At 59.5% G+C, this 13,871-nt stretch carries 15 protein-coding genes and 1 pseudogene; 10 read left to right on the top strand and 6 right to left on the bottom strand.

Annotated features, from left to right (window positions below; translation table 11 throughout):
- Positions 1 to 16: 16 nt before the first annotated feature.
- Entirely contained in the window at positions 17 to 823 is an 807-nt protein-coding gene (locus tag ACQ4WY_RS01045) for an oxidoreductase (protein ID WP_436502439.1), read from the top strand.
- A 108-nt stretch (positions 824 to 931) separates the two neighbouring features.
- On the opposite strand, the gene ACQ4WY_RS01040 is transcribed toward ACQ4WY_RS01045, so the two are convergent.
- Positions 932 to 1,684 (bottom strand): SDR family oxidoreductase, encoded by a 753-nt coding sequence (locus ACQ4WY_RS01040; protein ID WP_436502438.1) that lies wholly within the window; start codon positions 1,682 to 1,684, stop codon positions 932 to 934.
- A gap of 142 nt (positions 1,685 to 1,826) precedes the next feature.
- On the opposite strand from ACQ4WY_RS01040, the gene ACQ4WY_RS01035 reads away from it, so the two are divergent.
- From ACQ4WY_RS01035 to ACQ4WY_RS01020, 4 genes are all read left to right on the top strand, one after another.
- Positions 1,827 to 2,738 carry a LysR family transcriptional regulator gene (locus ACQ4WY_RS01035; protein WP_436502437.1) on the top strand — a complete coding sequence of 304 codons (912 nt, stop codon included), beginning with the start codon at positions 1,827 to 1,829 and terminating at the stop codon, positions 2,736 to 2,738.
- A gap of 309 nt (positions 2,739 to 3,047) precedes the next feature.
- On the top strand, positions 3,048 to 3,440 hold the full coding sequence (locus tag ACQ4WY_RS01030) for a phosphonate transporter (RefSeq protein WP_436502436.1): 393 nt from the start codon (positions 3,048 to 3,050) through the stop codon (positions 3,438 to 3,440).
- Positions 3,437 to 4,765 (top strand): GGDEF domain-containing protein, encoded by a 1,329-nt coding sequence (locus ACQ4WY_RS01025; protein ID WP_436502435.1) that lies wholly within the window; start codon positions 3,437 to 3,439, stop codon positions 4,763 to 4,765. Before ACQ4WY_RS01030 ends, ACQ4WY_RS01025 begins: the two co-directional genes overlap by 4 nt.
- Before the next feature lie 27 nt (positions 4,766 to 4,792).
- On the top strand, positions 4,793 to 6,061 hold the full coding sequence (locus ACQ4WY_RS01020) for an AMP-binding enzyme (RefSeq protein ID WP_436502434.1): 1,269 nt from the start codon (positions 4,793 to 4,795) through the stop codon (positions 6,059 to 6,061).
- Positions 6,062 to 6,105: 44 nt separating this feature from the next.
- Here ACQ4WY_RS01020 and ACQ4WY_RS01015 read toward each other — a convergent pair whose 3' ends face one another.
- The 3 genes and pseudogenes from ACQ4WY_RS01015 to ACQ4WY_RS01005 form a co-directional block, all read right to left on the bottom strand.
- On the bottom strand, positions 6,106 to 6,597 hold the full coding sequence (locus ACQ4WY_RS01015) for a helix-turn-helix domain-containing protein (protein WP_436502433.1): 492 nt from the start codon (positions 6,595 to 6,597) through the stop codon (positions 6,106 to 6,108).
- Positions 6,598 to 6,935: 338 nt separating this feature from the next.
- Positions 6,936 to 7,127: a Rossmann-fold NAD(P)-binding domain-containing protein gene (locus ACQ4WY_RS01010; protein WP_436502432.1), complete on the bottom strand. Its 192-nt coding sequence runs from the start codon at positions 7,125 to 7,127 to the stop codon at positions 6,936 to 6,938.
- Positions 7,128 to 7,463 (bottom strand): annotated as a pseudogene (locus tag ACQ4WY_RS01005) (NAD(P)H-binding protein).
- 772 nt (positions 7,464 to 8,235) lie between these two features.
- Between ACQ4WY_RS01005 and ACQ4WY_RS01000 the strand changes: the two are divergent.
- A complete protein-coding gene (locus tag ACQ4WY_RS01000; protein WP_436502431.1) occupies positions 8,236 to 9,636 on the top strand; it encodes a chitinase in 1,401 nt (466 codons plus the stop codon).
- A 36-nt stretch (positions 9,637 to 9,672) separates the two neighbouring features.
- Here the strand turns inward: ACQ4WY_RS01000 and ACQ4WY_RS00995 are convergent, their stop codons facing one another.
- Positions 9,673 to 10,257, bottom strand: a complete 585-nt coding sequence (locus tag ACQ4WY_RS00995; RefSeq protein ID WP_436502430.1) for a TetR family transcriptional regulator — start codon at positions 10,255 to 10,257, stop codon at positions 9,673 to 9,675.
- Positions 10,258 to 10,351: 94 nt separating this feature from the next.
- Between ACQ4WY_RS00995 and ACQ4WY_RS00990 the strand changes: the two genes are divergently transcribed.
- The 3 genes from ACQ4WY_RS00990 (at position 10,352) to ACQ4WY_RS00980 (ending at position 11,337) form a co-directional block, all read left to right on the top strand.
- Positions 10,352 to 10,483: a hypothetical protein gene (locus ACQ4WY_RS00990; protein ID WP_436502429.1), complete on the top strand. Its 132-nt coding sequence runs from the start codon at positions 10,352 to 10,354 to the stop codon at positions 10,481 to 10,483.
- Positions 10,484 to 10,750: a nuclear transport factor 2 family protein gene (locus tag ACQ4WY_RS00985; protein WP_436504373.1), complete on the top strand. Its 267-nt coding sequence runs from the start codon at positions 10,484 to 10,486 to the stop codon at positions 10,748 to 10,750.
- Between the two features lie 164 nt (positions 10,751 to 10,914).
- The gene (locus tag ACQ4WY_RS00980) at positions 10,915 to 11,337 is read left to right on the top strand and encodes a DUF2061 domain-containing protein (protein ID WP_322426895.1); all 423 of its coding nucleotides are present in this window, start codon (positions 10,915 to 10,917) and stop codon (positions 11,335 to 11,337) included.
- 9 nt (positions 11,338 to 11,346) lie between these two features.
- On the opposite strand, the gene ACQ4WY_RS00975 is transcribed toward ACQ4WY_RS00980, so the two are convergent.
- The gene (locus tag ACQ4WY_RS00975) at positions 11,347 to 12,792 is read right to left on the bottom strand and encodes an amidase (protein WP_436502428.1); all 1,446 of its coding nucleotides are present in this window, start codon (positions 12,790 to 12,792) and stop codon (positions 11,347 to 11,349) included.
- Positions 12,793 to 12,893: 101 nt separating this feature from the next.
- Here ACQ4WY_RS00975 and ACQ4WY_RS00970 point away from each other — a divergent pair, with 101 nt between their 5' ends.
- Positions 12,894 to 13,805 carry a LysR family transcriptional regulator gene (locus ACQ4WY_RS00970; protein WP_436502427.1) on the top strand — a complete coding sequence of 304 codons (912 nt, stop codon included), beginning with the start codon at positions 12,894 to 12,896 and terminating at the stop codon, positions 13,803 to 13,805.
- The last annotated feature ends 66 nt before the right edge of the window (positions 13,806 to 13,871 follow it).

The following is a 13,871-nucleotide window of genomic DNA, read 5'->3' as shown; positions in this document are numbered from 1 at the left end:
TCTCAAAGGATTTGCCATGTCGAAGTCTATTGTTGTCGTTGTTACCGGGGTGTCGTCGGGCATCGGGCGTGCTGCTGCGGAACAGTTCGCCAAGCGCGGCTGCACGGTGTTTGGCACCGTGCGCAGTCTCCTCGACGCAGCGCCCCTGGCCGGCGTTGAGTTGCTTCAGATGGACGTGCGCGACAGCGCATCCGTTCAGGCTGGAATTGCACTAGTCATCGCTCAGACCGGCCGTGTGGATGTGCTGGTTAACAATGCGGGAATGAATATGTTTGGCGCGATTGAGGAAACCTCAGCCAGCGAAGCCGCAGCACTATTGGACACCAACGTACTTGGTATACTACGTACAGTCCAAGCGGTGCTGCCGCACATGCGTCAGCAGGGTCACGGCAGGATCGTCAACGTCAGCTCGGTACTGGGCTTTCTCCCTGCGCCGTACATGGGACTGTATTCTGCCTCCAAGCACGCGGTCGAGGGGTTGTCAGAAACGCTGGATCATGAGGTGCGCCAGTTTGGCATTCGCGTCACATTGGTCGCTCCGCACTACACCAGGACCAATCTGGAGGTCAACTCGCCGCGGGTCAAAATGGTCATCAACGGCTATGATCACGAATGCAACGCTGTTGCGAACACCGTGGCTGCAAGTATTGAGAGCGCGCCAGGACCGGCCCTGGTGGCCAGCACCATCGTCGAGGCGGCGCTGGGCGCCTGGCGCATGCGCCGCATGCCATCCGGAGAGGCAGCACTTTTGAGTAAACTACGCCGCTTCATGCCCGCCGGCCCAGTCGATTCCAGCCTGAGAAAAAAGCTGGGTCTTGAATGAAATGGGGGACTGTGGAAATGAAGCCCACTCCACGCATGTGGAGCGGGCGCATCGCGGATAATTTACTCGTGTGGCTGCGAGAAATCCTGCCGAGGGTGTCGTCGGCAATCAGCCGTTAAGCGTGCGGCCGCCGTCAACGATGATTTCGGAACCGACAGTCCATCGGGACTCGTCGGAAGCGAGGTACAGCACCGCCTTGGCCACTTCCTCCGGCGTGCCGAAGCGGCCGAACGGAATGGTTGCGGCAATGTCCTTGTTGACCTGGTCGCGGTAGGCGGGGGGAATGCCGAGCTTGTCGTACAGCGGCGTTTCAACCGGGCCAGGACTGACGGCGTTGACGCGAATGCCGCGTCCGAGCATTTCGCTCGAAAGCGTCTTCGCCATGTTCAGAAATGCGGCCTTGCTTGCGGCATATACCGACGAATTCGCTGCGCCGACGTGCGCGTTGACCGATGTATTGAGCACCACCGATGCGGGGTTCGCGAAGACAGGCAGCAGCGCCTGGATCAGGAAGTAGGGGCCCTTGACGTTGATGTCGAAGGAGCGATCGAACATCTCTTCCGTCCACTGTTCGATCGGTGCCCAAACGGATACGCCGGCGTTGAGAAAGGCGATATCGAGCTGACCATAGTGAGCCTGAACGGCTTGCGCCAGCTCCTTCTGGGCGGCCACGTTGGCTGAGTCGGCGCGCAGCACCAGGACCTCGGCGCCAAGCTCTGCCTTGGCCTTCGCAATGGAATCCGGATTGACGCCGGTGACGATGACGCGTGCGCCTTCGGCGAGGAACTGCTTGGCTGTTTCGAGGCCGATGCCGCTGGTGCCGCCGGTGATGAGTGTACGTTTGCCTTGTAAGCGGGACATAAAAGTTTTCCTGTCGATGATTCATGGTCAGCCAAGGTTGGCTGACTTACCGTGAGGAGAACTATGCGCTCATGCTTGAAATTCGATAAGATCGTATCTTTGCATATGTTTCATGCTTCTATTGCATGAATGAAGGGATAAATTGGACCGATTTCTTGTGATGACATGCTTCGCGCGTGCGGTGGAGACTGGCAGCTTTTCCGCTGCCGGCCGCGACTTGGGCCTGGGGCAGCCGAACGTCAGCCGCTATGTGGCGGCACTGGAAGAGCATCTACAAACGCGACTGCTGCACAGGTCAACACGCAAACTTGCCCTCACGCCAGAGGGGGAACGCTACTATGCGGAAGTGCGGCGCATCCTTGACGCCGTGGCGGAGTCTGAATCGTCCTTCAGGGAGAACGTCGATCCATCCGGATTGCTGCGCGTCGCCTGCCCAACTGCTTTGGCCCATGCATTCGTGTTGCCGCATGTCCCTGCATTCCTGGAACGCTATCCAGGGTTGTCGCTGGATCTCCAGATCAATGATCGCTATGTAAGCCTGGTCGATGAAGGTGCTGAACTGGCGATTCGGATCGGCCATTTGGACGACAGCGCACTACGCGCCCGGCGCATCGGTCTGTTCGAGCGCGTATTCGTGGCCAGCAAGGGCTATCTCGCCAAACGCGGCGTTCCCGTCACGCCCGATGATCTGCGCGGACACGATTGCGTGATCTACACCTTGCTGTCGTCAGGTGCCACATGGCGCTTCCGGGATACCGAAGTTCCGGTATCGGGCAGGCTCCGGGTCAACTCGCCCGAGGCCGTACGCGAATCGGTCAATGCGGGACTAGGGATCGGACATGGACCGGAATGGCTTTTCGAGGAGGGGCTGAAGAACGGTAATTTGCAGTTGCTGCTGACGCAACACACCGCCCCTCCGGTCCCGGTGCAAATCATCTATGTTGCAAACAGGCTGCTACCGACGCGCGCCGTCGTCTTCATGGATTTCATCGCCGAAGCGTTTTCAAAGGTGCTCGCACTCAACGCACGCCATGAGCTGCCTCTGGTGCGATAAGGCTCTTGTGATGAGGTGATTGACGGCGGAGGTGAGGGCGGCCAGTCCTGCGATGGGATCATCCCGATGGGCAAAAAGACGTGATCGCTGACGGTTGGCCTCCTTGCGCTGCGGCGGCGTCGACGACACCAGTTCCAATCGCATTGTGGTTGGTATTCGGTTTTTTTTTGTCGCAGGGTCGGGACGGCGGTCAATCCTTACTGAATGTGTTACCGTTGAAAAGTGGGAATCGCAGGATCGTCTGCTGGCCTTTGAGTTATCGCCTTTGTCGTACCGCTTGCTTTCAAACGAACATACTAGAGCGACGCTATGCCGGACATCAACCTGATACATTTTGACCAACTCGGACTGATCGACGCCCTGATGCTGTCGACCGATGCGAGACTGGATGAACTTACATTTGGCGTGATAGGATTTGACGGCGAAGGCGTGGTGCGCCGTTATAACACATTCGAATCAGCAATCTCTGGTTTGTCTCCCAAGAACGTGCTGGGCTGCCCCTTATTCACGGACGTTACACCGTGCATGAACAATTTCATGGTCGCCCAACGCTTTGAAGATGCGCGTGAGCTTGGCACTGACCTTGATGACACCATTGACTATGTCCTTACGTTGCGCATGCGTCCGATCCGAGTGTCATTGCGTCTTCTGTCGACAGTTGCCGGACCGATGCGCTTCATACTCGTCAAGCGCGTGCCATGAATGCACTTTTTCCGTCGCCGGATTTGGTTGCGGAGCATGAAGCATTGTTACAATTTCTCTATCTGGCGCCGGTTGGCCTGATCCAGACGACCTTAACTGGCGACGTGCAATTTATCAATCCCTTGTCGGCGCAACTGTTAATGCCGCTGTCGAAGGACGGCGGCCTGTCCAATTTATTCGACGTGCTGGAATCCGTAGCGCCAGAGTTGCGCCTGATGGTGTCCGAATTTCCACAAGCGAGAGGGACGGTTTGTGAATGGTTCAGGGCGCAGTTAACATCCGGAATTCGGGGAAAACTAGATGCCCGCGTACTGGGCATCAGCCTGATCAAACTTGACGACCAGCGCCTGATGGCCGTGCTTAGCGACCTGACTCGACAAGTGGCGCAGGAGCAGCAACTCAAGTACAGTGCCGCGTGGTTGAATGCAATTACTATGGGAATTACTGATTATGCGTTGATACCGCTCGATGAAAATGGTTTTATCGAAGAATGGAATCCAGGAATTGCCCGCATCACCCGGTTCTGCGCCGAAGAGATAACCGGACAGCCTTTTTCAATCTTTTATCCGGTCGATAGTATATCGACGGACAGAATGTCCGATCTGCTCAGCGAAGCCGAGGAGGGTGGCTGGAGCCTTACTGAAGGATGGCGGATCAAGGCCGATGGCGACCGCTTCTGGTGTAGCAGCATGATCGTCCCGATTGAGGAAATTGAAGATTTCAAAACCGGCACCGCACTGTTCAATCATAAGGCAAGGGGCTTCGCCCTGATTTTGCGCGACATCAGCGATCAGAAAAAAAATGTTGGCGAACATGTCCGCACCATGTTCAACGATTACCTGACAGGCTTGTCGAACCGGCGCGCACTATTCGAGGCCGCCGAAGTCGAGCTGAAACGCTGGCATCGCCACCCGCGTCCGCTCTCGCTGATCATCATCGACGCAGATTACTTCAAGAGAGTCAACGATACATTCGGACATGCGGCGGGCGACCAGGTCTTGCGCCAGATTGCAAGTGAACTCCAGGGATCGGCACGCGACATCGATACCGTGGCGCGGATCGGCGGTGAAGAGTTCGCCGCCCTGTTGCCGTCAACCGATCTCGCGGGAGCGGTGGCGATGGCGGAACGTCTGCGCAAGAGGGTGGAGGCGGCATGTACAAACTTCGATGGAACCGACATCAGATATACCGTGAGTATTGGCGTGAGTACGATGGATGAGACGGTCACAAGTTTCGATGATTTGCTCGAGCGCGCCGATAAAGCGCTGTTCGATGCCAAACATGGCGGGCGCAATCGCGTTGCGAGTGCTGCCAAACGGGAGTGAACTATCTTGCTTACGGACCGGAGCGGCATGAAGCCAAGTAGCAACTGCAACGTCACGGCGTGGTGGGAAGACCAACAGCTTATGCGGCGTTTCGCCTGTGATTTCATCGCCGCCGAACTGGCCCATCTTCGCCCCGGCAGCATGCCAGCGGCAAGCCGCCATTGGACCGCCGATACCGACATCGGACTGGACCTTGGCGCAGATTCGCTCGAATTACTGTCTTTGGCTACCGCGTTTTCTGAAGCGCTGCATTTGCATCAGTCTGGCGTCGCGGACGACTTGCTCGAGCGCCGGCGCGTGGACGATTGGGTCTACATCGCGCAGCAAGGTTTGCGTCGATTTTCAGATGCAATTACTTTTCGTACATCCGGTAGCAGCGGCCCTGCCAAGCCATGCACGCATCGTAGCGACGCGCTCTGGCAGGAATCCCGCCAATTGGCACAGCTGGTCGGGGCGCGGCAGCGGATTTTGTGCGCCGTACCGAGTCACCATATTTACGGTTTTCTATTTTCCGTGCTGTTGCCGCGCGCATTAGGGCCGCATCCCGTTCCAGTCATTGACTTGAGGGGCGGTGCTCCAGGATTGCTGGCGCATGAGCTGCGCGCGGGCGACTTGATCGTCGCCCATCCCGATTTCTGGCGTGCAGCCTTGCGGCTGGCACCGGCGATCGGACCCGACGTCATTGGTCTGACATCGACGGCACCGTGTCCGGATGAACTGGCCAATGCATGGGCATCGACAGGCTTGGCAGCACTGCTACAAGTCTATGGCAGTTCGGAAACGGCCGGCGTAGGGTGGCGTCAACGCGCGGGACAGCCGTTCCAGTGTTTCCCGTATTGGCAGCGCGATTCACTCGACAATACAATGCTAGTGCGCTCACTCGACGATGGGACGCAGCAGCGTTGCAGCGCACCAGACCACCTCGATTGGATTGATGGCAACAGCTTCCTGCCTGTGGGACGAATCGACGAAGCGGTACAGGTGGGCGGTGTCAATGTATTTCCGCTTAGCATCGCTGCATGCCTGAAGCGCCATCCTGATGTGCTCGATGCCGCCGTGCGCTTGATGCGCAGCGACGAAGGAAGCCGGTTAAAGGCATTTATCGTGCCCCGCGCGGACGTGACGGCTGAACAGCTGCGGGTAAGACTCGATGGCTGGATCCAGAACAAGCTCACCAGTGCGCAGCGTCCGAAATCGTTTTCGTTTGGTCCGCAATTGCCAAGGGACGCAAACGGAAAGTTATCGGACTGGATTATTCTCAGTCTTTCCGAAGCGCGCACAAGTTTTGGTGAGTAGTAGCAGAGTTCAGGTAATCAGGGAGGGGGGCACTGGGATGATGTTTATCGCCAGAGATTGCTGCGTACACTGCCTAATTGACGATCCAGCTGAGTGATGCACGCCCAAATGCGCGCTGGCGGGACGGCTTCCAGATGTGCGGTTTCCTCGACCGCCATCACCACCACCTGCAGGGGAGTTTCGTCCAGGAAGTGCATTAACTGCGATTGATGGTTGGTCGGCACTTGTCCGGTAGCCAAGGCTTGTTGCAGTTGGTCTATGGGAAGCTCGCTCCTGTAACTGACGCTTGCGTTTTTTGCTGCCATCCACAAACCGCGTTTTTTCTCCCTGGCCTTGATCGTCGGTGGGGCAAAACTGAGTCCAAGCACCCCCAGCAGATTCACCACGCGTCCAAAACTCAAGTCGGCAATAGTTCCAGCCTCCAGTTGCTGTACCGTCTGGCGCGATAGACCAGCCAGCCGCGCCAGGCGTAGTTGCGTCAACCCAAGCGCCAGGCGACGGATGCGGACTGCTTTGCCGACTTCGTAGAGGTTCATGATCTGCCGTTCTATGAATGTACAAAATATTTTACATCCATTTGCAGCTTCAGTGCTGCCAACCGATGGCGCCGAATAGCAGCGACGGATCAGTGGGCCAATGCAGGAAGTAGCCTGGAACGCGCGACAGCAAGTTGATCTTTTCTGCCTAAAACCCCAAGTACCTAGAATGCTGTCGTTGGAGTAACTAGAACTCCTCCCTCCATCATTTTACATAATATAAATTATGCGAAGTTACGGATGGATTTGAGAAAACTTCCATTTTGACAACTCCCCAATCGCAAATGCGATTTTCGCCCTCTGCGCGCAGCTACCATTGTTGCGCGCCCTCGCTTGAACTAGCTACATGAATACCGCTTGTCCCCGTCCTTGTTCGGTTTGTTTACGCCCAGGTTGGCGTGCCGGTGCAAGTCTGGTGCTTCGATGATGCTGGCGATCAGGTCTGCCACGCTCCTGCGCGATAACACGGTGCCTTTGAATGGCGCGTGGCGCGTCGTCAATTCGTAGTCGACTTCGTCTGCGTCCGTCATCTAGGCTGGGCGCACGATGGTGTATTCGAGACCCGACGCTTCGATGGCGTCGGCGGCGCGGCGGAATGGTTTCAGGTGTTCCGCCAGCCTGGCGCTGTTCCATTCGCCGAATTTGCCGGGAACTTCATCCTAAATGCCCATCGACAGCACGAAAAGCAAGCGCTCGACACCGGAGGCGCGCATGGCGGCGATGATGCTGTTGGCCTGGTCTTCCATGTCGTCGCCCACCAGATTGGCATAGACCAAGTCGTGACCGGGCATCGTTTGGCGCAGCATTGATTGGTCCAGCACGTCGCCGGCCAGCACGCTGCCGTTGGCCGGGACTGGCGTGGGCATTTGCCGGGATTGCGCAACAGCAGCGTCAAGGCAATGTTGTCACGACCCGCGAAGGCGCGGATGACCCACTGTGCTACCTGTCCGCCTGCGCCCAGTATTAATATCTTTTTCATCATTGTCGCTTTCATCATGGCACGCTGCCATGCAGGAAGTTACTGGCTTTCTGAAAGGAAAGGAACACGTCGCGCTGGAAAAAAACATCGCCCGGTGATGCGTGCCGGCAGATCGCCTAGTCTCGTGGTAAATTGCCGCCCGCAGCAAGCTTTCCATCGTCAGCGATATCGATAAAATCTGCAATTAAATCAGGCATTTCCCAACTATTTTGAATGAAAAGTCTCAAGACATCCATGACCCAGGCACCTCCACGCACTGCGCTACCTTTGTATGAACGCCTGGCGCGCGCCGGTGTCAAACAACTGCACCCGTGGCCTTGACGCAAATGCTGCTGGACCTGTCGCGCGTGCCGTATGCCGATTTGCGCAAGGAAACAACGCCGTAGCCGCCCCAAGACCTTGCCTGGCGTCCTCCTCCCTTCCCCGCCCTGCTCCCGGTACCATTCCGGACACCATACCAGCGCACCGGAAAACAGGCACTGGTATGGCCCGCATCGCCCACCTTCTGGGGTAATGCCACAACTGGTATTGTGATCTTGCGCAAAGAATAAAACCAGTTGACTACCACCTGCAATGCTTGCACTCTGAAAAATCGGACGGTGTCCAGCCGCCCGGCCATGAAAAAAATACACAAGGAGATGCAAGTGAACCGGACAGTCATGAATACCCTCATCCTTACCCTCTTCGGCGGCACTTTGGCCGCCTGCGGCGGTGGCAGCGGCGACGGATCCAGCGGCGGCGCGAGCCAGCTGCTGGCCGCTTCGACGGAAGCAGCCGCCTGTTTTACGCCGTGGAGCAGCGGCACCGCCTACAACGGCGGCGGCAAGGCCAGCTACAACAATGTCAATTACACGGCCAACTGGTGGACGCAAGGCAATAACCCGTCGACCAGCAGCGGCGGCGCCGGCAGCGGCCAGCCCTGGACGGCGGTGGGAGACTGTGGCACACCGACTCCTACGCCAACTCCGACACCCACGCCTACCCCAACACCTACGCCGACTCCCACCCCTACACCAACTCCAACGCCAACGCCGACTCCCACCCCTACACCAACTCCAACGCCAACGCCAACGCCTACCCCGACTCCAACACCTACACCTACACCTACACCGACCGGCCCGGCAAAGCACGCGCTGATCGGCTACTGGCACAATTTCACCAACCCCAGCGGCGCCACGTATCCGATCAGCCAGGTCAGCGATGACTGGGATGTGATCGTCGTCTCGTTCGGCGACAACGCGGGAGGCGGCAATGTCAGCCTGACCATCGATCCGGGCGCGGGCACGGAAGCGCAATTCATCGCCGACGTGGCCGCCAAGCGCGCCAAGGGCAAGAAGGTCATCCTGTCGCTGGGTGGCCAAAACGGTTCTGTTTCCGTCGGCAACACGGCCGAAGCCACCAATTTCACCAACAGCCTGTATGCCATCATCACGAAATATGGCTTCGACGGCATCGACCTGGATCTGGAAAATGGCGTGGCGCAAGGGGCGGCCATCCAGACCTACCTGCCGATCGCCGTGAAGAACCTGAAAACCAAGGTCGGCAGCAGCTTTTACCTGTCGATGGCGCCGGAATGGGTGTATGTGGAAGGGGGATACACGAGCTATGGCAGCATCTGGGGCGCCTATATTCCCATCATCAATGCCTTGCGCAGCGAGCTGACGGTGCTGCATCCGCAGTACTACAACAATGGCGACATCTACACGCCGTACGCCACGGGCGCCATCAAGGCAGGCTCGGCCGACCAGCTGGTGGCCACAGCGCGCATGCTGATCGAAGGGTTTAATTATGGCGGCAACACCTTCGCCGGCCTGCGTCCGGACCAGGTGGGCTTTGGCGTGCCATCGGGGCGCAGTTCGGCCGGCTCGGGCTTCACGACGAATGCCGACGTCAGCAATGCCCTCAATTGCCTGACGCGCCTGCTCAATTGCGGCACCATCAAGCCGCTACAGGCGTATCCGGACTTCCGCGGTGTGATGACGTGGTCGATCAACTGGGACCGTCACGACAGCTATAATTTCTCCGTGCCGACGAAGAATGTACTGAAAACCTTGCCGTAACAGCCTTTGCCCCACTGCGCATGGGAGCTTCCCCGCTCACATGCGCAGCAGCGCCGCTCCCAGCAAGCGCATGTGCAGCGCTATGCCCTGGCGCAAGGCCTCCCCTCCCCCTTGCGTGTGCTTGATGCCATCCATGGTGGCCACCAGCAGGCCTGCCACTTGCGCGGCACTCGCGTCCACCCGGCGCAGCGCGATATCGCCCGCCGCTTCGGCTTGCTCCAGTGCGCCGGCCGTTGACGCCACCAGGGTTGCCCGCGCGTTCAAGGTGATGTCGGCGGCCAGGGTCATGTTGGCATCGAACAATTCCTGTCCATGCGCGCTGGACGAAATTTCCACCATCAAGCCCTGCTGGAATGCCAGCAGCGCTGATTCGATGCGCGTGAAGACGGGGCCGGGTTCGGCCAGCGCCGCTGCCACTTGCGCCATGACGGTGGCATGTGCCCGTTCAGAGCCGGCACGGAACACGTCTTCCTTGTTCTTGAAGTGCAGGTACAGCGCGGCGCGCGACATATCGGCCGCCTGCGCGATGTCGAGCATGGACGTTTTGCGATAGCCGTAGCGGCAAAACACGGCCAGGGCCGCATCGAGTATCCGCTGGGTTTTCAGGGTGTGGAGTGACATGCTGACATGTTGATACTTTGAATATATAGTGTCAACATGGCTTTTGGACAAATTACGTAAAAGTGTCAGCTTCACCTTACGAAAGGATGGAATCATGGAAGCACAGGACCCTGGCCGCCAGGCGCTCATACAGGAACAATTGCGCGACATCGAACGCAGCCGCCTGCGCGCGCTGGTCGACGGCGACCTGGCAGTGGCGCGCAGCTTGCACGCCGATGATTTTTAGCTGGTCACGCCCATCGGCAGCATGCTGTCCCGGGAAGAATACTTGGGCGCCATCGCGGCAGGCCACATGCGCTATCTGAGCTGGGAGCCGGGCGAGATCGCCGTGCGCCTGCATGGCGATGCGGCCGTCCTGCGTTATCAGGCCCAGCTTGAAATCAATTTCGGTGGCCAGGCCGTGCCCCGCTCGCGCTACTGGCATATCGATAGCTATGAGCGGCGCGAGGGACGCTGGCAAGCCGTGTGGTCGCAGGCGACGGCGATACGCTGACGGCAATGGCTGCTTCGGAATGCACCTGCAGCAGGGGCTATTGATATTTCTCAATCCATAGATGCAATCTATGGATTCAGTTGAAATATTTTACTTCCTTTTGTAAATGAGAATCGTTACTATCTAAATCAAGAATAAGCGAATTCAACAGAAAGGAGCATCCCTTGTTCACAGCCATAAAAACATTCAGCCAGGTTTGCACGCACATGTCGATCGCCTTCGGCCTCGCCTATTTGCTGACAGGGTCCCTGGCGCTCGGTGGCTTGGCCGCAATCATCGAACCGATCATCAACGTCGCCTTGCTGCCATGGCACGAAAAAGCCTGGCACGCGATCCGCCGCCGCTACGCGGCCAGCCGCCTGGGGTTTGCCGCCCTGGCCGGCGAAAAGCTCAGCCAGACGACCCTGCACATGGGCGTGGCCTTCGGCGTCATGTACTGGGCCACGGGTTCCATGGCCTTTGGCGGCTTGCTGGCCGTGGTCGAGCCGATCTGCAACGTGATCGTCTTGCCCTTCCACGACCGGTTGTGGGAAAAAGCCCGCTTTCGCCTGGAAAGCCGGGGCGCGGCCCGCCTCGCCGCCCTGTAATCGTCCTTCTTAATTACCTGCCCACACGGGCGGCCGCCGTTGCCCCCATGGCGCCGCCCGTTCCAGCTGCCCTGCCAGGCGCAGCAACACGCCATCGCTGGCGTAGCCCGCCATGAACTGCATGCCGATCGGCATGCCTTCTTCCGACATGGCCAGCGGCACGGACATGGCCGGCAAGCCCGCCACGTTCGCCAGCGGCGTGTAGGGCGAATGCTCCAACAGGCGCGCCGTCCAGCCAAAACCGTCGAGTTTTTCCTCGTCCTTGCCATAGCGTCCCAGCTGCCATGGCAAGTCCGGCATGGTTGGCGTCAGCAAGACGTCGTACTGGCCGAACACGGCGCCGGCGTGGCGCGTGACCGTGTTGCGCACGTCGAGGGCGGCCACGAAATCGACGGCGGAGACCATCTGACCATGGCGGTAGCAGGCCAGGGTCGCCGCTTCCAGTGTCTCGAGCGACACGGCGCGCCCGCTTTCCTGCGCCAGGGCGTCTATCCACGGCACCAGGTTGGCGCACCAGATGCTGGCGTTGGCGTGTACGAACGCGTCCCATGACACGCCCAGCTCTGCTTGCACCTCTTCCACGTGGTGGCCCAGGCTTTCCAGCAGGCGGACGGTGGCGTCCAGGGCGCTATCCACGGCAGCAACAGGATGGGCGCCATTGCTGGCGGCGCGCTGCACGCCGATGCGCAGCTTGCCCGGCGCCACGTCCACTTGCGACAACCAACTGTGGCCCGGTGCACTGGTCACATACGGCTCGCCCGGCAATATTGCCTGCACGCAATCGAGCAAGGCGGCGCTGTCGCGCACGGTGCGGCTCACGCCCAATTGCACGCCCAGGCCGCTGAAGATCTCGTCCATGGCGGGACCGTTCGAGACCCGACCCCGGCTCGGTTTAAAGCCGAACAGGCCCGTCGAGGCGGCTGGTACGCGGATCGAGCCGGCCGCGTCTGTCGCATGGGCCAAGGGCACGATGCCGGCAGCCACGGCCGCCGCCGCACCGCCGCTGGAGCCGCCCGCGCTCAGGCTGACGTTCCAGGGATTGCGCGTGGCGCCGTACAGGACCGGTTCCGTGGTGGTGGCAAAGGCCATTTCGGGCGTGCTCGTGCGGCCAAACGTTAGCAGTCCCGCCCGGCGGAACTGCGTCATCAGATGAGAGTCTAGCGCGGCGACATGGCCGGCGCCAAGGCGGCTGCCCGCTTCGCTGCGCTGGCCCGCCATCGTCACGGCCACATCCTTGATCAAAAATGGCACGCCGGCGAACGCCGCAGTGCTGACTGTGCTGTCGATGGCAGTCAAATCCGCTGGCCACAGTTCGACCACGGCGTTGAGCTGCGGATTCACGGCGGCGCAGGCGCGCACGGCGGCGTCGTGCAATTCGGCGGCCGAAACGCTGCCTTCACGCAGCAGCTGGGCCAGTCCAAGGCCATCAAAGCTCGTATATTCATGGAGTTGCATCGTGTAGTTCCTGTAATAGATGAGGAGTGGATATCACAGGAACTACTGTAGGGCTTGCGCTATCATAGTGGAAATGAATAGTTGATATACAAGGTATAGCCATGAACAATTTCTATAAGCTGGATTTACACAAGCTGGACTTGAATCTGCTGCTGACCCTGAACGCGCTGTTGATTGAACGTAACGTCACGCGAGCGGCCGCGCGGCTGCACCTGAGCCAGCCTTCCGTCAGCGTGCAACTGGGCAAGTTGCGCGCGGCCTTCGACGACCCGCTGCTCTTGCCCGGTCCGCGCGGCATGCTGCCCACAGCCCGGGCGCTGACCCTGTTCGCGCCCTTGCAAGCCGTGCTGGCCCAGCTGGAGCAGGTCTTGCAGCCGGAACAGGCGTTCGACCCGGCCACGGCCGAGGTGCGCTGGAACCTGGCGGCGGCCGACGCCACCGAATATGCGATCTTGCTGCCCATGCTGCCCGCCCTGCGCGAGCAGGCGCCCCTGTCGCGCATGGCCGTGTTCGAAGCCGTGCCGGCGCGCATGGCGCAAGAGCTGGAAAGCGGCCAGGTCGACCTGGGTTTCCTGGCGCAGGAAGAAGCGCCGCCCGGCTTGCGCCACCGCACCCTGTTTACCGAACACTACGTGCTGGCGGGCCGCCACGACCACCCGCTGCTGCAGGCGCCGCCCGACCTCGATCAATTCTGCGCGCTCGAATTCATCGTTGTCTCGCCCAACGGCGGCGGCTTCCGCAGCAACGTCGATACGGCGCTGGATCAGCTGGGCCGAACGCGCAAGGTGGTGCTGTCCGTGCCGCATTTCCTTATCGTCCCGCCCTTGTTGGCCGCATCAGACATGGTGGCCCTGCTGCCATCGCGCCTGCTGAAAAACGCCCTGGGCGGGCTGCGCACGTGGGAGCCGCCCGTCAGCCTGCCCGATTACGAGATGGCCATGGTCTGGCATGAGCGCATGCACCTGGATCCGGCGCACCGCTGGTTGCGCGAGCGCATCATGGCCAGCTTGTAAGCGGCCTTACACGATTTTCCAGGCTAAAACACTAGGGAAGATTACCTAGTTAATCGAAAGAAACTC

Origin of the sequence: Janthinobacterium salmonicoloratum (assembly GCF_051380845.1) — a bacterium.
Taxonomy (GTDB): domain Bacteria; phylum Pseudomonadota; class Gammaproteobacteria; order Burkholderiales; family Burkholderiaceae_D; genus Janthinobacterium; species Janthinobacterium lividum_F.
The sequence above is the reverse complement of the archived record's forward strand: the minus strand, read 5'-3'. Positions and strand labels throughout refer to the sequence as shown.